At 63.0% G+C, this 17927-nt stretch carries 17 protein-coding genes; 10 read left to right on the top strand and 7 right to left on the bottom strand.

Annotated features, from left to right (window positions below):
* Window positions 1-39 precede the first annotated feature (39 nt).
* The 3 genes from C453_RS10250 to C453_RS20430 all read right to left on the bottom strand — a co-directional run bounded on the left by C453_RS10250 (window position 40) and on the right by C453_RS20430 (window position 3161).
* On the bottom strand, window positions 40-1605 hold the full coding sequence (locus C453_RS10250) for a Na+/H+ antiporter NhaC family protein (RefSeq protein WP_008324383.1): 1566 nt from the start codon (window positions 1603-1605) through the stop codon (window positions 40-42).
* 129 nt (window positions 1606-1734) lie between these two features.
* Window positions 1735-2856 carry a pyridoxal phosphate-dependent aminotransferase gene (locus C453_RS10245; RefSeq protein WP_008324377.1) on the bottom strand — a complete coding sequence of 374 codons (1122 nt, stop codon included), beginning with the start codon at window positions 2854-2856 and terminating at the stop codon, window positions 1735-1737.
* Between the two features lie 155 nt (window positions 2857-3011).
* Window positions 3012-3161: a hypothetical protein gene (locus C453_RS20430; RefSeq protein ID WP_169316548.1), complete on the bottom strand. Its 150-nt coding sequence runs from the start codon at window positions 3159-3161 to the stop codon at window positions 3012-3014.
* A 126-nt stretch (window positions 3162-3287) separates the two neighbouring features.
* Between C453_RS20430 and C453_RS10240 the strand changes: the two genes are divergently transcribed.
* The gene (locus C453_RS10240) at window positions 3288-4637 is read left to right on the top strand and encodes a DEAD/DEAH box helicase family protein (RefSeq protein WP_008324374.1); all 1350 of its coding nucleotides are present in this window, start codon (window positions 3288-3290) and stop codon (window positions 4635-4637) included.
* 13 nt (window positions 4638-4650) lie between these two features.
* Here the strand turns inward: C453_RS10240 and C453_RS10235 are convergent, their stop codons facing one another.
* Window positions 4651-5043, bottom strand: a complete 393-nt coding sequence (locus C453_RS10235; protein WP_008324373.1) for a hypothetical protein — start codon at window positions 5041-5043, stop codon at window positions 4651-4653.
* A 95-nt stretch (window positions 5044-5138) separates the two neighbouring features.
* On the opposite strand from C453_RS10235, the gene C453_RS10230 reads away from it, so the two are divergent.
* Entirely contained in the window at window positions 5139-6641 is a 1503-nt protein-coding gene (locus C453_RS10230) for a DUF790 family protein (RefSeq protein ID WP_008324371.1), read from the top strand.
* A gap of 16 nt (window positions 6642-6657) precedes the next feature.
* On the opposite strand, the gene C453_RS10225 is transcribed toward C453_RS10230, so the two are convergent.
* On the bottom strand, window positions 6658-7194 hold the full coding sequence (locus C453_RS10225; RefSeq protein WP_008324369.1) for a DUF7122 family protein: 537 nt from the start codon (window positions 7192-7194) through the stop codon (window positions 6658-6660).
* Window positions 7191-8132 carry an RsmB/NOP family class I SAM-dependent RNA methyltransferase gene (locus C453_RS10220; RefSeq protein WP_008324367.1) on the bottom strand — a complete coding sequence of 314 codons (942 nt, stop codon included), beginning with the start codon at window positions 8130-8132 and terminating at the stop codon, window positions 7191-7193. Before C453_RS10220 ends, C453_RS10225 begins: the two co-directional genes overlap by 4 nt.
* Window positions 8133-8322: 190 nt before the next feature.
* Here C453_RS10220 and C453_RS10215 point away from each other — a divergent pair, with 190 nt between their 5' ends.
* The 3 genes from C453_RS10215 (at window position 8323) to C453_RS10205 (ending at window position 10784) form a co-directional block, all read left to right on the top strand.
* The gene (locus C453_RS10215) at window positions 8323-9069 is read left to right on the top strand and encodes a proteasome assembly chaperone family protein (RefSeq protein ID WP_008324366.1); all 747 of its coding nucleotides are present in this window, start codon (window positions 8323-8325) and stop codon (window positions 9067-9069) included.
* Between the two features lie 114 nt (window positions 9070-9183).
* Window positions 9184-9924, top strand: a complete 741-nt coding sequence (locus tag C453_RS10210) for a nucleotide exchange factor GrpE (RefSeq protein ID WP_008324365.1) — start codon at window positions 9184-9186, stop codon at window positions 9922-9924.
* An 80-nt stretch (window positions 9925-10004) separates the two neighbouring features.
* Window positions 10005-10784, top strand: a complete 780-nt coding sequence (locus C453_RS10205; RefSeq protein WP_008324363.1) for an alpha/beta hydrolase — start codon at window positions 10005-10007, stop codon at window positions 10782-10784.
* Window positions 10785-10934: 150 nt separating this feature from the next.
* Here the strand turns inward: C453_RS10205 and C453_RS10200 are convergent, their stop codons facing one another.
* Window positions 10935-11612 carry an IS6 family transposase gene (locus tag C453_RS10200; RefSeq protein ID WP_008324362.1) on the bottom strand — a complete coding sequence of 226 codons (678 nt, stop codon included), beginning with the start codon at window positions 11610-11612 and terminating at the stop codon, window positions 10935-10937.
* 316 nt (window positions 11613-11928) lie between these two features.
* Between C453_RS10200 and dnaK the strand changes: the two genes are divergently transcribed.
* The 5 genes from dnaK to C453_RS10175 all read left to right on the top strand — a co-directional run bounded on the left by dnaK (window position 11929) and on the right by C453_RS10175 (window position 17748).
* The gene (gene dnaK, locus C453_RS10195; RefSeq protein WP_008324360.1) at window positions 11929-13794 is read left to right on the top strand and encodes a molecular chaperone DnaK; all 1866 of its coding nucleotides are present in this window, start codon (window positions 11929-11931) and stop codon (window positions 13792-13794) included.
* A gap of 143 nt (window positions 13795-13937) precedes the next feature.
* Complete coding sequence (gene dnaJ, locus C453_RS10190) at window positions 13938-15092, top strand: molecular chaperone DnaJ (protein ID WP_008324358.1); 1155 nt, start codon at window positions 13938-13940, stop codon at window positions 15090-15092.
* 84 nt (window positions 15093-15176) lie between these two features.
* Window positions 15177-15497 (top strand): cupin domain-containing protein, encoded by a 321-nt coding sequence (locus tag C453_RS10185; protein WP_008324356.1) that lies wholly within the window; start codon window positions 15177-15179, stop codon window positions 15495-15497.
* 93 nt (window positions 15498-15590) lie between these two features.
* Window positions 15591-16304, top strand: a complete 714-nt coding sequence (locus C453_RS10180) for an AMP-binding protein (protein WP_008324355.1) — start codon at window positions 15591-15593, stop codon at window positions 16302-16304.
* Window positions 16305-16440: 136 nt separating this feature from the next.
* The gene (locus tag C453_RS10175) at window positions 16441-17748 is read left to right on the top strand and encodes a dicarboxylate/amino acid:cation symporter (protein WP_008324351.1); all 1308 of its coding nucleotides are present in this window, start codon (window positions 16441-16443) and stop codon (window positions 17746-17748) included.
* The last annotated feature ends 179 nt before the right edge of the window (window positions 17749-17927 follow it).

Genomic DNA, 17927 nt, shown 5'->3' with positions numbered 1-17927 from the left:
AGTCAGGCTTCGAAAGAAGGGGTGTTCGTCTTCGCCGCGTTAGTCCGACGACGAGCCGAACGTAGTTGGGACGCTCACGTCTGCGTGCTCGGAGAGGTAGTACGCGACACCGAAGAGCGCGACGACGCCAACCGGCAGGAGCAGGAGCGGGCTCAGGCCGTATCCACTCGCGAGGAACAGGCCAGTTGCGACCACACCGCAGAGAAGCGCGTACGGAATCTGCGTGTTCACGTGGTCGACGTGGTCTGCACCGGCGAACATCGACGACATAACGGTCGTGTCGCTGATGGGCGAACAGTGGTCACCGAAGAGCGACCCGGTGAGGATTGCGCCGGTTGCGCCCGCAAGCGGTGCGCCGAGTTGGACCGCAAGCGGCACTGCGACGGGGAACATGATACTCATCGTCCCCCACGACGTCCCGATAGCGAACGAGATAATCGCCGCCGTGACGAACACGACTGCTGGCAGTATCGGTGCGGTGATGATGCCCTGCGAAACACCGACGACGAATTCTCCAACCTTGAGTGATTGGCTGACAGAGCCGATGGTCCACGCCAGCGAGAGGACGGCGACCGGGAACATGACCATCTTGAATCCCTCGAAGATGGAGTCACTGATGGCGTCGAGCTTGACGCGGGCGTGACCCACGAGGATTGCGAGAAGCAGTGCACACGCCGAGAACACACCCCAGAGAATCGCGTCTGCGGTGGCGGCTCCCTTCAGTGCCTCGACGGGGGCCTTCGATGGCCAGCCGCCGGAGTACAGGAGACCGAATCCGGTGATGGCGACGAGTGCGACGATGGGGGCCGCGAAGTACCACCAGCGGGCGTCGACGTGGTCGGGCGTGATGATGTCTTCTTCGCGCGTCTCGATGAGGGGGTCCGCGTCGTCCTTCAGGACCTTCCCTTCCGTCCTCGCGCGTTCTTCTGCTTCCTTCATCGGACCGAAGTCCCATTCCATCACGATGAGGATGAAGACGAGCGCAATCGCCAGCAGGCTGTAGAAGCGGAACGGGATGCTCTCGAGGAACACCACGAACGCGCTCTTGTCCACACTGGCGATTTGGTTGAGCTGGTCTCGAATCAGGCCGACTTCGAAGCCGACCCACGTGGAGACGACTGCGACACTCACGACCGGCGAAGTCGTCGAGTCGAGCAGGTACGAGAGTTTCTCACGGCTGATGTCGAACTTGTCCGTGATGGGGCGCATGACCGACCCCGTAATCATCGTACTCGCGTAGGAGTCGACGAAGATGAGCATCCCGAGGATGCCCGTTCCGATTTCGGCCTGTTTCCGGGTCTTGATGCGAGCGATGATGCGCTGTGCCAGCGCGTTCATCCCACCCGAGAGGAAAATCATCCCGAGCATCGCACCCGAGAGGAACGTAAACAGGAGCAGTTTGCTGTTAAACGGTGACGTTACGCTGTTGATTACCAGTTGGAGCGAGTGCGCCCCCCCTGCGATTGGGTTCCATCCCACCAGGATGGTCGCACCGATCCAGATGCCGGTAAACAGTGACAAGAGTACCTGTCTGGTGACCAGCGTCAGAAGGATTGCGAAGAGCGCTGGAAACAGACTGATAATCCCGTACGATTCTGCTGGCATGACAAGAGTTATCTATCATCTTCCCATGTTAAAAGTTTCCAATTTAGACTAAAATAATAATACAAATTAAATAATGAGGTATGCCTAAAAACAGTGATGTAATCGAAAGATGGCGTCGGGATTAGCCGATTATATCACTGCATCGTACGCTTGGTGCATGATAGCAATTGCCTCTTTCAGCGATTCGGTGTCAGTCGCGTACGAGAGGCGGGCGTAGCCCTCACCGTGCTCACCGAACGCTTCGCCCGGGACGATGATGACGCCGCGGTCGAGACACTCGTCGACGAAGCCTTCGGGGACCTCAGGCATGGCGTAGAACGCGCCTTTCGGCGAGGGAACACGAAGGCCGATGTCTTCGAGGCCATCGACGACGATATCGCGGCGCTCGCGGAACGTTTCGGTCATCTCGTCGATGCGGTCCTGTGGTCCAGTGAGCGCTGCTTCGGCGGCGAACTGCGCGGGAGCCGAGGCGCACGCTTGCACGTACTGGTGGACCCGAACCATGCGCTCGACGCGACGCGACGAGCCGTAGACCCAGCCGAGTCGCCAGCCGGTCATCGAGAAGAGCTTCGACGCGGAGTTGACGACGACGACGTTGTCGGTCTCCGCGAACTCGATGGGCGACCGGTGTTCGCCCTCGAAGACGGTGTATTCGTACACTTCGTCGGAGATACAGAGCACGTCGTGTTTGTCGGCGATGCGGGCGAATTCTTCCATGTCCTCCGGCGGCGAGACTGCGCCCGTCGGGTTGCCGGGGCTGTTCACGATGAACGCCGCCGTGTCCTCGGTGATGGCCTCCTCGACTGCGGCGGGGTCCAGCGTCAAGTCGTCGCGGAGTGGGACTGGAACCGGCTCACCGCCTGCGAGCTTCGTCAGCGCGTCGTAGGAGACGAATCCCGGGTCGGGGATGATGACCTCGTCGCCTTCGTTCACGTGGGCTTCGATGGCGAGGTGGAGCGCTTCGCTCCCGCCCGCGGTGGCGATGACGTTGTCTGGGTCGAGGTCGACGCCTTGGTCGCGGTGGTGCTTCTCCGCAATCGCCTCTCGGAGGCTCAGAAGCCCCTTGTTCTCGGTGTAGCCATCGGCTTCGCCGGATTCGATTGCCTCGATTGCCGCCTGCCGCGCGTGGGCTGGCGCGGGAAAGTCTGGCTGGCCGAGACCGAGGTTGATAGCGTCTTCACTCGCTGCTTCGAACACCTTGCGAATCCCGCTGATGGAGATGCGCTCGACTCGGTCGGAGAAGTGCGTCATAGTCTACCCGGCGTTGGCATCCGGGATAGTTCTTCCCACGCATGCCCGGACAACACTGCCCGACTCTGTCGTGTGTTCTCAGCTCGCACTCATCGTTGTTCGCGTGTCGTTGGCGTCGCGTGCAACGCAGACGCTATCTGAAACTGTAACGCTGGCTATTCGCGCGCTTCACGCAACTCTTCGACGTGCGAGTCGATGACCGACAGCGTCGCGTCGGCGTCGACGTAGCCTTTGTCGTACTCGCTCATCGCGCTGTTGTAGTCGCTGAGGAACTTCGCTACGGCGTCTTCGAGGTCGTCGCTCATACCGAGTCGTTGTTCGGCCATGTGATTTGAACCTTCGGACGGCTGGCGGTCGGCCGGTCCCAAGCACGTCACCGAGGCCCCAATCGGACCGTCGATTTATCACCACGCCTCGCCAACCCGCCGGTAGTGACGACACTGCGTTTCGAAGACGGGACCGTCCACGTCGCCGCCGACGAGTCCCTTCCCGTCGGTATCGACCTCCCGGGCGTGGAATCCGACCCCCGAAGCGGCGGCTTTCGAGCGCCTGCGATGCGATACGCTGAGATTCGAGACGCACTCGACGAGGCTGGTGTCGCATACGACGACCATATTGCGACCGGTTCCTCCTCGCTCTCCCTCTCGACTACCTACGACCTCCGCGAGTACCAGCAGGCCGCGTTGGATGCATGGGTCGACACCGACAGCCGCGGTGTTGTTGAACTCCCCACCGGCGCGGGGAAGACGGTCCTCGCGGTCGCCGCGATAGCCCACCACTCGGTTCCGACGCTCGTGGTCGTTCCGACCATCGACCTGCAGGACCAGTGGATACGCGAGTTAGAGACCGAATTCGACGTGCCAGTCGGCCGCTTCGGCGGTGGCGAGCAACGACAGGAGGCGATTACGGTCTCGACGTACGACTCGGCGTTTCTCCGCGCCGACGACGTTGGCGGCGACTTCGGCCTCGTCGTCTTCGACGAAGTGCACCACCTCGGTGGCGAAGGATACCGCGACATCCCGCGGTTTCTCACCGCCCCCGCTCGCCTCGGCTTGACGGCGACGTTCGAAAGACCAGACGGCGCACACGAACACGTCGAATCGCTCGTCGGGCCGCGCGTGTACCACCTCGACGTAGACGACTTGGCGGGCGAGCACCTCGCCGACTACGAGATTCGGCGGGTCGAAGTCGAACTCACGGCCGACGAGCGCGACGCCTACGAGGAGGCACAGGAGACGTTCGTGAACTACCTTCGAACCTCGGGGCTGTCGATGAACTCGGGCAGCGACTACCAAAAGCTCGTCATGCGCTCCGGGAACGACCCGAGAGCGCGGGAGGCCCTACTGGCCAAGCAGCGCGCCCGCGACGTGATGATGAACTCCGACGCGAAGGTGGACAAACTCGGTCGCCTCCTCGACCGCCACCGCGACGACCGCGTCATCATCTTCACCGCGTCGACCGACCTCGTCTACACCATCGCCCAGCGGTTCCTCGTGCCGCCAATCACGAGCGAGACGGGGACCAAAGAGCGCCGCGAGATTCTGTCGCGATTCCGCGATGGGACCTACGACACCGTGGTCGCGGCGAACGTCCTCGACGAGGGCGTGGACGTTCCAGACGCGAACGTGGCGATTCTCCTCTCGGGGTCGGGTTCGGAACGCGAGTTCACCCAGCGATTGGGTCGCGTCCTCCGGCCGAAGACCGACCGCTCGAACGCGATTCTTTACGAACTCGTGAGCGTCGAGACGGCAGAAGAACGGGTTGCGGACCGGCGGCGGTAGGAAACCTGCGTTTTCAGGTGAGCGTCACGTCTAAGTTGCCGCCCTTGACGAACGCGTCGAACGAAATATCGAACTCGACCGCGAATGGAACCGTCTCGCCGGAGGGAACCGTTACGCCGACGGTTCGAGTCGATTCCGTTTCGCCCGCCTTGACGCGAGCCTCGACAGTGACGACACGTTCTGTTTCGGAGTCGTTGACGACTTCGCCGACCACGCGGAGACGGCCGTCGTCGGTCTCTTTGGCGTCGAACGTCGCGATTCTGACGGGGGGTGTCTCCGGCGTGTAGCGCTGCTCGCCAGCGGGGGCTGAAGGCGGAGTTCGCGGGCCAGTCGAGTCGGGGAGGGAGCCGAGACACCCCGACGACAGGCCGACGGCGAGCAGTCCGAGGAGACGGCGGCGCTCCATATCTTCGCCTCCGTCGCCGGTGGCATGAACTTTGCCGTCCGGTCCGCGACCGCCGCCCCGTGGTGCTTTTGTCGCCGCCGCGCCTCGTGTCGCTCGTGCTGACGAAAGACCTCCTGCGCGTCTCGCGGGCGGGCGGCGGCTATCACCCGCAGTTTGCGACTCGCGAGGACCGCCCGCTGGCCGCCAAGGCACTCGGCGTCTTTCAGCGACACGTCGGCGAGCGGCGGGCCGATTTGGACGAGGCGCTGTCTGCCCTCGAATCCGAGGCGGACGACTTCAAACTCGCCCGCGGGTTCGCGTCACTTCTCGACCGCGACGCCGTCTTCGAGACGCAGGCGCCGCTGCCGCCCGCCCGTGCTCGACGCGCCGCGTTCGAGGCGGCGATGGAGGTCGGCGGTGTGACGACCCGCGAGGAGCGACAGGCGGCCCTCGACAGCGCAGCTGATGCGCTCGGTTCGACCCCAGAAGCCGTAGACGACTCGCTCGTCGCCGACCGGGAGGTCGAACAGGTTCTCGCCGCATTCGACCCGCGGTGGACGCCCGACGAGTTGCTGGCACAGTACAATCTCTCCTTGGCGCAGACGGCCCTGTTCGACGCGACCGAGGTCCGAGTACGGAGTTCCGACCCGAAGGCGCTCGTCTCGGCCGTCAAACGGCTTCGGCTGATGTACGAAATCGAGAAGACTCCGAACGGCCGGGAAGTGGTCGTCACCGGGCCGGACGCGCTTTTTCAGCGAACTCGGCGGTACGGAACCGCCTTCGCACGCCTGCTTCGAACGGTCGCCACTGCCGGGGACTGGACGCTGACGGCGACTATCGACGACCGGGGCCGCGAGCGCGAGATGACGCTGACGAGTGACGACGTGGCCGTTCCGGGCGTCGAACCGATGGCCGAACCCGGATTCGACAGCGACGTCGAGGCCGACTTCGCGGCCCGGTTCCGCGGTCTCGACCTCGATTGGACGCTCGTCAGGGAGCCGGAACCGCTGGAGACTGGGACGAGTGTGATGATACCGGACTTCGCTTTCGAGTACCGACACGCCGACGCTCGAATCTTCTTCGAGATTATGGGCTTTTGGACCCCGGAATACGTCGAGAAGAAACTGGGTCAACTCGCGGACGTAGAGGACGTGGAACTGGTCGTCGCCGTCGACGAGTCACTAGGCGTGGGCGAAGAGATTACCGCCCGCGACCACCGCGTCGTCCCCTACACCGGGTCGGTTCGGGTAAAAGACGTGGTGGACGTTCTGCGAGAGTACGAATCGGACCTCGTCGCCGACGCGGCCGCGACGCTTCCTGACGCCCTCGCGCCCGACGAAGCCGTGCTTTCGCTGGCCGCCGTCGCCGAGTCGAACGGGGTCGCAGTCGATGCTCTTGACGGCGTCTCCTTCCCCGACCACGAACTCGTCGGCCGGACGTTGGTTCGACCGCCCGTCCTCGACGAACTCGGCGAGGAAATCGAGGCGGGGATGTCGCTCTCGGAGGTTGAGTCGGTCCTCGACGAATGGGGTCTCGACGACGCCAGTGCGGTTCTCTCGCACCTCGGCTATCGCGTCGAGTGGGAGGGACTGACCGGCGGGACAGTCAGAGAGAAATAAGGTCCGAGAGAGTCGCTTAGTCGAGTTCGACGAGGTCTTCCTGTCGTCCTTTGGGAACCGTCGAGCGCAGTTCGCCGTGAAGATACAGACCGACACCGAGCGGTTCGCGCTCGCCCGCAATCTCGTGGGCGGCGACGAGGTAGCCCCAGTCGCCGTCCCACCAATCGAGTTGTTGGTCGTGACCCGCGACGAACGCCTTCGCCTCGCCCGGACTGAGTTCGATGACGTTCTTCGTGGCATCGCGGCAGAAGCGCTGCACTGCGTTCGTCGAGGGCTTCCAGTGTCGCTGGCGAGTTCGGAGGATGCGCATTCCGAGGCCTTCGATTTGAATCGGGTCGACGACCTCGCCGTGGAAGGCCCAAATCTTCCCCGCTCCTTTCTCCCAGAAGGTGTAGCCCTCGAACAACTCGGGGTCGATATCGAATCGCTCGACCCACCAGTCGATGACTTCTTCTCGGGACGGTCGTCCCTCGACGACGCGGTCGTCGGGCGTCGCCGGGAGACGGTCGAACTGCTGGCCCCAGTTTTCGTCTTCGGCGGTCTCGTCTTTCATGCCTCTACCTCCAGTTTCGCGGTGAAGAACCCGCCCGTGTCGTTCTGGTGGGGGTAGACGCGGCGCGCCTTGGCGACCGAGGGGTCGTATTCGGCGTCTTCCCACTCGGTGACGCCGGACGACGTTTCGAAGCCGTCGGGAACGTCCCACTCGACGAGTTCGCAGTCCTCGCGTTCGAGGACGAAGTCGAGGACCGCTTCGTTCTCCTCGGGCGCGAAGGTACAGGTGGAGTAGACCACGGTGCCGCCGGGTTTCGTCACCTGCACGGCGCGGCGGAGGATGCCCTTCTGGATGCCTGCGACGCTCTCGACGTGACCCATGTGCCACTCGTCGAGCACGTCGGGGTTCTTCCGGCAGGTCCCTTCACAGGAACACGGCGCGTCCACGAGGACGCGGTCAAACTCCTCGAACGCGCCGGATTCGTCGAGGTTGCGTTCGCCGAATGGCTTCATCGAGAAGTTGCGAGCGTCCTGATTCGTGACCGCGAGGTTGGTCACGCCCAGTCGCTCGGCGTTGTGGCGGAGCGCCGAGAGGCGGCCGAGATTGTTGTCGTTGCCGACGAGGACGCCTTCGTCGTCCATCATCGCCGCAATCTGGGTCGTCTTCGACCCCGGTGCCGCGCAGGTGTCCCACACCTTCTCGCCCGGTTGCGGGTCGAGCGCGATAGCGGGAAGCGCGGAGACTTCTTCTTGGCCGTGGAGCCAGCCGTGGAAGTACGGCCAGTTCGTCCCCGGACTGCTGTCTTCGAGTTTCAGAATACCTGGATGCCAGTCGGTCGGTTCGTACGCGACGCCCTCGTCGTCGAGGGCCTCACGGGCACGCGCCACGGTGGTCTTGATGGTGTTGACGCGAACCACCGACGGAAGCGGGCGCTCGCAGGCTTCGAAAAACGCCTCCTCGTCGTCTACGAGGGGCGCGTACCGCTGGAGCGGGTTCATACCACGTCGATTTGATGGGGGCGTGTTTGTCGGTTTCGGAGTGCGCGGCGAGCGCCGAGAGCCGTGCCTCGGGGATGCTTCCGTGACGCCGAGAACCGCGCTTCCAGGCCACCCTTGCGACGTGGATGGCTGGGTGTGACCGGCCCACCACCCCGGCGGTTTTACTTTCACTGGGTGTCCATGTTCACCTATGGCACGACTTTCCGTTCTCGAAGACGAACTCACCGACCAACTCGAGTCGCCGACGCTCATCGAGGGGCTACCGGGTGTCGGACTCGTCGGGAAGATTGCGGCCGACCACATCGTAGACGTGTTCGACATGGTCCACTATGCGGACGTGTACTGTGATGGCGTCCCGGACGTCGCGGTCTACATGGAAGGCGACCCCACACTCCACCCGCCGGTTCGCCTGTACGCCGACGCGGAACACGATTTGCTCGTGTTGCAGAGCGACGTCCCAATCCGCCCGGACGCGGCGACTGAACTCGCGGTCTGTCTCGAACCGTGGTTCGACGACCTCGACGTGATGCCGGTGTTCCTCTCGGGCATCGCTCGTGAGAAATCCGATGCGCCACCGGCGCTCTACGGCGTCGGCTGTCACGACGCCCTGTCTCGACTGGACGACGTTGACATCGGAAAGCCGACTGAATCCGGTCTCGTCTCGGGGCCGACGGGTGCACTCCTGAGCAACGCTGTCAAATCCGGCCTCCCGGCACTCGGGCTCATCGTCGAGTCTGACCCGCAGTTCCCGGACCCTGAGGCAGCCCGCATCATCATCAAGAAGGGCATCGAGCCCTTGACGGGTATCGAGGTCCCGGTCGACGACCTCATCGACCGAGCAGCCGAGATACGGCAGGCCAAAGAGCAGTTCGCCCGGCAGATGCAGCAGGCCGACGAAGAAAGTTCACAGGCACGGCCGCTCGGGATGTATCAGTAATCACCGCTTGCGAGAACGCGGGGGCGAACTCCCGTATCTGGTGCGCCCCGGTGAGAATGTTTCGGCCGCCTCGCAGTCTACACTCTTAAGCCCTATCGGACACTTCACCCGTCCATGAGCGACGACCCTGCCGAGTCGGTGACGGAACCGACTGCAGAATCCGACGACGAGACGGCCGCGAGCACGGACTCGCAGTCGAACGACGAGGACGCGTTCGACTTCGACGACGAGGTCGTAGACGAGAACTCGGGTGCCGACGAGGGGGCCACCGGGTCGAAGGACGCCGGCGAGACGGCCGCTGACGACGCGGAAGCGACAGGCGAAGTCGAGACGCTCGCCGACCGCGTCTCGGAGTACGACGACGACCTCGCCGCCAAGGTCGCCGACCTCGAATCCCGTGTCGAAGCACTCGAATCCGAACGCGACGAGGCCACAGAACGAGCCTCTGAACTCGAAAGTCGTCTCAAGCGGACGCAGGCAGACTTCCAGAACTACAAGAAGCGCGCGAAGAAGCGCCAACAGCAAATCAAAGACCGCGCGACCGAGGACTTCGTCGAGCGCGTCGTCACCGTTCGCGACAACCTCGTCCGCGCGCTGAGTCAGGACGAAGACGCCGACATCCGCGACGGCGTCGAATCGACGCTCAAAGAGTTCGACCGCATCCTCGAAGACGAGAACGTGTCGGTCATCGACCCCGAACCGGGGACCGAGGTCGACCCGAACCGCCACGAAGTGATGATGCGCGTCGAGAGCGACCAACCGGCAGACACCATCGCTGACGTGTTCCAACCCGGCTACGAGATGGCCGACAAGGTCATCCGCGCCGCACAGATTACGGTCAGTAAGGACGAGTAACGAACACGGCGAGTCGCAACCGACACCGACGCGTCTGACGCCAGCGAGGACTTTTCTTTGTACCGCCCGTCAGTCGTGATATGCGACTCCGTCCCCGTCGCCGACGCCCGACGGTCCGCGTCACGCAACACGGCGACCCCCTCGACGACGACCTGCTTTTCGTCCTCGGGTGGGGGAACAAGCCCGACCACCGAAGCGTCGAGTGGCTCGTCGACCGTCTCACGCACGCCGGCTACCACGTCCACGCAGTCGAACTCCCGACGAACGGCTGGGACTTCGACAGCCAGTACGTCGACCCCGTCAGGGCGTACGTCCTCGACCGGGGCATCGACCTCGTACTCAGCCACAGCACTGGCGGCCTCGTCGGTGCGCACCTCGACCTCGCGGTCAGACAGGTCTTCCTCAGCCCGTGGTGGGGGATGGCACTCGACGGCTTCGACAAGATGCTGTTCCCACTGATTCGTCGACTGCCGACGACCCGGCGACTCGTCCCGTCTGGAATCACCCGGGAGTCACTGGGCGAGTTGAAACTCGCTGCCGAAGTTGCGGACGCACCCGACCGTGTCTCGCCTGCGTTCCTCCGGACGATTCGGGAGGCACAACAGACACTGCCGCCGTTTACGTCGCGGAACGTCGTGTTCTACTCGCCGACAGACAGCGTCGTGGACGTTCGAACTATCGGGGAACGAACGCCAGCGTCGAACCTCGTCCCGTACGATGGCGAACACGAGTTCTTCGCCAGCGAGGCGCGTGAACGGACGCTTTCGAAGGTCCTCGACGTACTCGACGCTGGGGTCGAGGCAGTTCGACCTGGCGCGGCGGATGGTGAGCACTCGGAGCCGCCACGGTCGGCAGACTGAGATTCGGGGCGGTCATAAGCAACCCCCGTTTTGCTGACTGATTGTTCGACAGGGCACTGTCTAGTTAACCTCCTGAGCTGGCGGTCGTCCGTCGAGCGATTGATGCGGTCGCTGAAAGTTATAGTAATGAACGAACACTGCNGGCACTGTCTAGTTAACCTCCTGAGCTGGCGGTCGTCCGTCGAGCGATTGATGCGGTCGCTGAAAGTTATAGTAATGAACGAACACTGCAAGCCACTGGCGGACGCTCAGCCGACTGCCCACCCATGAATTGTGGAAACGGTCAACTCTCATTTTGAACGTCTGAAACCACTTTTCAATCAGGTTTCGGTCTGTGTAGTCGACCCGACCGTTCAACCTTAATCGAGAGAAGGCAGTCCGATACCCAAAGGCATCAGCCAGAAACACCGTCTCTGAACAGTCGTGTTTCTCACAGACTCCGTGGAGAAACGCAGCTGCTGGATCGGTTCCATGACGCTTGAACAGCGCAACGTCAAGAATCACTTTTGTGTCGAGATCTATTGCAGCGTACAACCAAGACCATTCGCCATTGATCTTGACAGCGGTCTCGTCGACTGCAACCCGCCTCGGCGTCGCCTTCGGCGGGTCTGAAACGCTGTCAGACAGTCGATGTACCCACTGAAAAACTGCCTGAAACGAGCGTTCTACGCCGAGTAACCGAAGAATCGCTTCTGTCTCTCTAAGCGAAAGACCGGCAGCATGGAGCCGGACGGCGAACGCCCTCACGGGCGTCGCCGTCCGCTCCCGCTGCCAACATTCAAGCGTAGCTGTGTCCAAACTCTCCTTGAGCAGGTCTGAGAGTAGCATAGGAAACTAGCTCTTCGACCTGTTCATCCCTTAACTAGACGGTGCCTTNGCTCCCGCTGCCAACATTCAAGCGTAGCTGTGTCCAAACTCTCCTTGAGCAGGTCTGAGAGTAGCATAGGAAACTAGCTCTTCGACCTGTTCATCCCTTAACTAGACGGTGCCTTCGACAGAGATACGTCAGGCGGTTCTACATAAATTCCCCGACCTGTTCTCGGTGTCGTTCGTCTAATCGCAAGACGGCGTCGACGTGGTTTGTGCATGTGTGTCGGAGTGTCTAGTAACCTTTAACCGGCAAAGGACGGTATCTGTGCGCAAGATGGCGAGCAATAAGATTCTGGGTATCGACCTCGGTACCACGAACAGCGCGTTCGCGGTGATGGAAGGGGGCGACCCGGAAATCATCGTCAACGCAGAGGGCGACCGAACGACACCCTCCGTCGTCGCGTTCACCGACGACGGTGAGCGATTGGTGGGCAAACCGGCGAAGAATCAGGCCATTCAGAACCCTGAGCACACGATTCGCTCCATCAAGCGCCACATGGGTGAGGACGACTACGCCGTCGAAATCGAGGGCGAAGAGTACACGCCCGAGCAGATTTCGGCGATGATTCTTCAGAAGATCAAGCGCGACGCCGAAGACTATCTCGGCGACGAAGTCGAGAAGGCGGTCATCACCGTCCCCGCGTACTTCAACGACAAGCAGCGTCAGGCGACGAAGGACGCCGGCGAAATCGCGGGTCTCGACGTCGAGCGCATCGTCAACGAGCCGACCGCCGCGTCGATGGCGTACGGTCTCGACGACGAGTCGAACCAGACGGTTCTCGTCTACGACCTCGGTGGCGGTACCTTCGACGTTTCCATCCTCGACCTCGGCGGCGGCGTCTACGAAGTCGTCGCGACGAACGGTGACAACAGCCTCGGTGGCGACGACTGGGACGAAGCCATCATCGACTGGCTCGCCGAAGAGTTCCAGAACGACCACGGTATCGACCTCCGCGAGGACCGACAGGCCCTCCAGCGCCTGAAGGACGCGGCCGAAGAGGCCAAAATCGAACTCTCCTCGCGCAAGGAGACGACCATCAACCTCCCGTTCATCACGGCGACCGACTCCGGCCCGGTCCACCTCGAATACGACCTCACGCGTGCGAAGTTCGAGTCGCTCACGTCCGACCTCATCGAGCGCACGGTCGAACCGACCGAGCAGGCTCTCGAAGACGCTGGCTACTCGAAAGACGACATCGACGAGGTCATTCTCGTCGGTGGCTCGACCCGCATGCCGCAGGTCATCGACAAGGTCGACGAAATTCTCGGCTCCGAGCCCAAGAAATCCGTCAACCCCGACGAAGCGGTCGCACTCGGTGCAGCCATTCAGGGCGGTGTCCTCGGCGGCGAAGTCGACGACATCGTCCTCCTCGACGTGACGCCGCTGTCGCTCGGTATCGAGGTCAAGGGTGGCCTCTTCGAGCGTCTCATCGAGAAGAACACGACCATCCCGACCGAAGAGTCGAAGATTTTCACCACCGCGGCCGACAACCAGACGACGGTTCAGGTCCGCGTCTTCCAGGGTGAACGCGAGATGGCCGAGGACAACGAACTCCTCGGCGAGTTCACGCTCTCGGGCATCCCGCCGGCACCCGCCGGCACCCCGCAGATTGAGGTCGGCTTCAACATCGACGAAAACGGTATCGTCAACGTCTCTGCCGAGGACAAAGGCTCCGGCAACGCCGAGTCCATCACCATCGAAGGCGGCGCTGGTCTCTCCGACGACGAAATCGACCGCATGCAGCAAGAGGCCGAACAGCACGCCGAAGAGGACAAGGAGCGCCGTCGCGCCGTCGAGGCCCGCAACGAGGCCGAAGGGGCGATTCAGCGCGCCGAAACGCTCCTCGAAGAGAACGAAGAGAACGTCGACGACGAACTGCAGGCCGACATCGAAGCGGCCATCGAGGACGTCGAAGCGACGCTCGAAGACGAAGACGCCTCGACCGAGGAGCTCGAAGACGTGACCGAGCACCTCTCGAAGGAACTGCAGGAAATCGGCAAGCGCATGTACCAGCAGCAGGCACAGGCCCAAGCAGGCGGTCCTGGCGGCGCTGGTGGCGCTGGTGGCATGGGCGGCGGTGCCGACCCTGAGGACTTCGTCGACGCCGACGCCGACTTCGACGAAGAAGACGACGAATAACGCCGCCGACGCGCGCTCGCTCGGGGTGACCCCGACGCGGGCAGGCGGAATCTCGTACATCCGGGGACTGTGAGACCGCTCGCACTCGCATCCGCCGGAGACGCATTTTTCAAATACCTTCGACGGTTACAAGGTGATAACTGATGAGCGAGGACTTCTACGACGTACTCGGGGTCTCGCGGGACGCCTCCGAAGACGAGATCAAGAACGCGTACCGCAGAAAGGCCGCCAAGTATCACCCCGACGTCTCTGACGAGGACGACGCCGAGGAGAAGTTCAAGAAGGTCCAGAAGGCCAAGGAGGTCCTCACGGACGACGAGAAGCGTCAGATGTACGACCAACTCGGCCACGAACAGTTCCAGCAGGCCCAGAAACGCGGGGCTGGTGGTGGCGGCGGCCGCGGACAGGGCAATCCCTTCGGTGGCGGCGGCAACCCCTTCGGCGGTATGGGTGGCGGCGGCTTCGAAGACATCTTCAACAATCTGTTCAACGGCGGCGGCCGTGGCCAGCAGCGCAACCGACCGCGGCAGGGCCGCGACGTCGCCCAGCGCATCTCTATCGACCTCGAAGAGGCCTACCACGGGGTCGAAAAGGACGTCACCATTCGCCGCCGCGAGGTGTGTCCCGAGTGTGACGGTGCAGGCCATCCCGACGACGCCGACGTGAACACCTGTTCGCAGTGTAACGGACAGGGCCAACAGACGACCGTCCAGCAGACGCCGTTCGGTCGCGTCCAGCAGACCCAGACCTGTCCCGCCTGTGACGGCGAGGGCAAGACCTACAGTGAGGACTGCTCGGAGTGTCGCGGCAAGGGCCGCGTTCGCCGCACCCGCGACGTGACCATCAACATCCCCGCCGGGTTCCGCGACGGCCAGCGGCTTCGGTACCGCGGCGAGGGCGAACCCGGCGAGAACGGCGGGCCGAACGGCGACCTCTTCGTCGAGGTCACCGTCCGCGGCCACGACGAGTTCGAGCGCGACGGCGACGACCTGTACTACACCCATCCCGTCTCGTTCCCGCAGGCCGTCTTCGGCGCGACCGTCGAGGTGCCGACTATCGACGGCGAAGAAGAACTGGACATTCCGGCCGGAACCCAGAGCGGAACGACGTTCACCGTCTCGGGTGCGGGGATGCCGCATCTCGACGGTCGAGGCAGCGGCGACCTGCACGTCGAGGTCCACGTCGTGACGCCCGAAGACCTCAACAGCGAGCAGCGCGAGGCGCTCAAGCAGTTCGCCGAGGCCGGTGGCGAAGAGGTCAAAGAAGGCCTCTTCCAGAAACTGAAGAACTCGCTCTAAGCTCCACTTTCGAGCCGGAACGTCGTTTTTTACGTCTCGGTTTCGCCACTACGTTCACGTTTCTTCGGCCCCGAGTTCCTAGGGATGTCCTACACGAAGGCAAACTACCGCGACGTGGACGAACTCGCCGGGGCGCTGCACTTCATGCGCGGGCCGCTGGAGTGCGACAAAGTGGGGTTCACCGTGGTCGAGTGCGACCCGAACTGGGAGGGAAAGAAACACGACCACGTCGAATTGGACCACGAAGAGGTCTACTTCCTCGTCTCGGGGAGCGCAACGATGGTTGTCGAGGGCGAGACGGTCGAACTCGAACCCGGCGATGCAATCCGCGTCTCGCCCGAAGACACCCGGCAGTTGCGAAACGGCGACGAAGAGAGTACGCTCATCATCGCTGGCGCGCCGTGAGTTGCGAACGGCTTGTCCGTGGGGCCGAGAGGCGACACCCGGGCGCGCGCGAACCTCGGCGGCTTTTTTCACACCGACTCCGTACGGCCGCCTATGGACGTTATCGGCGACCTCATGGCACGGGACCGGCGGAGCGACCGACTCGCGCTCCGGGTCGATGGCCCCGGTCGAACCTACACGTACCACGACCTCATCACGACATCGTACAAGGCCGGTAACGTACTTCGCTATCTCGGCGTCCGAAAGGGCGGCCACGTCGCTATCGAACCCACCCTGCTCCCCGAGCCGATACTGACGTTCCTCGGGGCCGCGCAACTCGGGGCTATCACGGCGTTCGACCCGCAGTTCGAGGCCCGAGCGACCGTCGTGGATGTCGAACGCGAATCTGAATTCGACGAGTTGCCCCCGGGTCAGAAACTCGCTGTCTTCGGTGGCCCGCCGACCGACTCGACAACGACGCACTGGGAGAAAGAAGTGTGGAGCGAGAACCCCGCGGTCCACCCCGAAATCGTTGATTCTGCCGACGCCGCACTCGTCGCCCACGGCCGGGAGTACACCCACGGCGACCTACTCACCGCAGCGAAACGTGTCATCGCCGACTACGACCTCGGCGAGGACGACACCGTGGCGGTTCGCGCGTCACTCTCGAACCCCGGAACCGTCGCTGCGGGGATTCTCGCGCCGCTTCTCGCCGGTGGGACGATTCGCGTTCCCGACGGCGACGACCCCGTCGATGCTGCACTCCTCGTCGCCGAGCACGGGAGCGAGCCGAACGCGCTCACGCCGGACGAGATTCTCGACGACTGAACCACATCGAACGTCAGGTTCGGACTGACTTGGACAGTACCGCCCGAGTCTGGACTGTATTCGACCTCCGCGCAGATAGTTGTCTCATGGCCAATATGTTTATCAGTATGTTGTCTACTTAGTGACAACACACGACATGTCAAACTCTGACACTAAATCGGTGTGGCAGCAGTACCGGTCTGTGAGTATCGTCTACCGAATCGGGGTGGCGTTCGTTCTGGGGTCGATTCTCGGCCTTGTCGTCGGTCAACCCGCAACCGCGCTGAAGCCAATCGGTGACTTGTTCGTTCGGTTGCTGAAGATGCTCATCGTCCCCATCGTGGTGTTCACGCTGCTGATGGGTGTTCGGCAACTCTCTCCGTCCTCACTCGGGCGGGTCGGGTTACAGGCCGTTGGCCTCTACGCGGTCACGTCGGCGCTCGCAGTAGCGATTGGACTGGGCGTGAGTAACTTCATCAGCCCCGGTTCTCGCGGGCTCGAACAACTGCTCGCACAAGCCGAAGCCCGGAGTACCGAGGCACCGAACGCGGTCGAGGTCGTCCTCAACATCGTCCCGACGAACCCGCTGGGTGCGATGGCCGAGGGCAACGTGCTCCCGACGATTTTCTTCGTCGTGGTGTTCGGACTCGGCCTCTCGTTAGTCTGGGAGGAGACAGACGACGAAGCGGTTCGCTCCGGTATCGAGACGTTCTTCGACCTCGCAGACGCGGGGGCCGAGGCGATGTACAAGGTCGTCTGGGGCGTCATGGAGTTCGGCGTCATCGGCGTCTTCGCCCTCATGGCGAACGTCTTCGGCAAGGCCGGTGTCGACGCGATTCTTCCGTTCGCACTTCTCATCGGAACGATGCTCGTGGCCGCCGTCGTCCACATCGGCGTCGTCTATCTCGGCGGTCTCGTGGTCGGATTCGCCGGTCGCTCGCCGTTTGCGTTCCTCTCGGGGTCGCGGGATGCGATGGTGACGGCGCTGAGCATTCGGTCGTCGTCGGGTACGCTCCCGGTCACGATGTCCGACGCCGACGAGAACCTCGGCATCGAAGAGCGCATCTACGGCTTTTCGCTCCCGCTCGGTGCGACCATCAACATGGACGGGACGGCGATGTATCAGGGCGTCGCGGCCATCTTCGCGGCCAACATCATGGGCGTGAGCCTCTCGCTCGCCGACCAATTCGCGGTCGTCGCGGTGGCGGTCCTCGCGAGTATCGGGACCGCAGGAGTTCCGGGGTCCGGCCTCATCATGCTCACGTTGGTCCTCACGCAACTCGGCTTCCCCCTCGAAATCGTCGGCCTCGTCGCGGGCGTCGACCCCATCCTCGACCGGATTCGGACGATGGTGAACGTCACCGGCGACCTCGCGGTGACGACGGTCGTCGCGAAGTGGAACAGTGCAGTCGACTTCACGGCCGAGGCATGGAACGACGGGGTGGTTCCGTCGATAGCTGACTGACGCGGCGCGCGTCAGGAAGCCGCGCTTTTCGGCACCCGCTCGAACATCGACTATTTGTGTCGATGCCGCATCGCCTCACCTATGAGTGACACGACAGTTATCTCGGGCGAGCGCGTCTCGCTTCGTCCCGTCGAGCGCGACGACGCGGACCTCCTCCAGCGGTCGATGACCGACCCCGA

This window comes from Haloferax elongans ATCC BAA-1513 (genome assembly GCF_000336755.1).
Classification (GTDB): Archaea; Halobacteriota; Halobacteria; order Halobacteriales; family Haloferacaceae; genus Haloferax; species Haloferax elongans.
This window is presented reverse-complemented; position numbering and strand designations above follow the sequence as displayed.

What these genes read in the sequence shown, in the direction of transcription:
- C453_RS10250 (WP_008324383.1), bottom strand. Translation starts at nt 1,605, where the DNA reads ATGCCAGCAGAATCGTACGGGATTATCAGTCTGTTTCCAGCGCTCTTC.
- C453_RS10245 (WP_008324377.1), bottom strand. Translation starts at nt 2,856, where the DNA reads ATGACGCACTTCTCCGACCGAGTCGAGCGCATCTCCATCAGCGGGATT.
- C453_RS20430 (WP_169316548.1), bottom strand. Translation starts at nt 3,161, where the DNA reads ATGAGCGACGACCTCGAAGACGCCGTAGCGAAGTTCCTCAGCGACTAC.
- C453_RS10235 (WP_008324373.1), bottom strand. Translation starts at nt 5,043, where the DNA reads ATGGAGCGCCGCCGTCTCCTCGGACTGCTCGCCGTCGGCCTGTCGTCG.
- C453_RS10225 (WP_008324369.1), bottom strand. Translation starts at nt 7,194, where the DNA reads ATGAAAGACGAGACCGCCGAAGACGAAAACTGGGGCCAGCAGTTCGAC.
- C453_RS10220 (WP_008324367.1), bottom strand. Translation starts at nt 8,132, where the DNA reads ATGAACCCGCTCCAGCGGTACGCGCCCCTCGTAGACGACGAGGAGGCG.
- C453_RS10215 (WP_008324366.1), top strand. Translation starts at nt 8,323, where the DNA reads ATGGCACGACTTTCCGTTCTCGAAGACGAACTCACCGACCAACTCGAG.
- C453_RS10210 (WP_008324365.1), top strand. Translation starts at nt 9,184, where the DNA reads ATGAGCGACGACCCTGCCGAGTCGGTGACGGAACCGACTGCAGAATCC.
- C453_RS10205 (WP_008324363.1), top strand. Translation starts at nt 10,005, where the DNA reads ATGCGACTCCGTCCCCGTCGCCGACGCCCGACGGTCCGCGTCACGCAA.
- C453_RS10200 (WP_008324362.1), bottom strand. Translation starts at nt 11,612, where the DNA reads ATGCTACTCTCAGACCTGCTCAAGGAGAGTTTGGACACAGCTACGCTT.
- dnaK (WP_008324360.1), top strand. Translation starts at nt 11,929, where the DNA reads ATGGCGAGCAATAAGATTCTGGGTATCGACCTCGGTACCACGAACAGC.
- dnaJ (WP_008324358.1), top strand. Translation starts at nt 13,938, where the DNA reads ATGAGCGAGGACTTCTACGACGTACTCGGGGTCTCGCGGGACGCCTCC.
- C453_RS10185 (WP_008324356.1), top strand. Translation starts at nt 15,177, where the DNA reads ATGTCCTACACGAAGGCAAACTACCGCGACGTGGACGAACTCGCCGGG.
- C453_RS10180 (WP_008324355.1), top strand. Translation starts at nt 15,591, where the DNA reads ATGGACGTTATCGGCGACCTCATGGCACGGGACCGGCGGAGCGACCGA.
- C453_RS10175 (WP_008324351.1), top strand. Translation starts at nt 16,441, where the DNA reads ATGTCAAACTCTGACACTAAATCGGTGTGGCAGCAGTACCGGTCTGTG.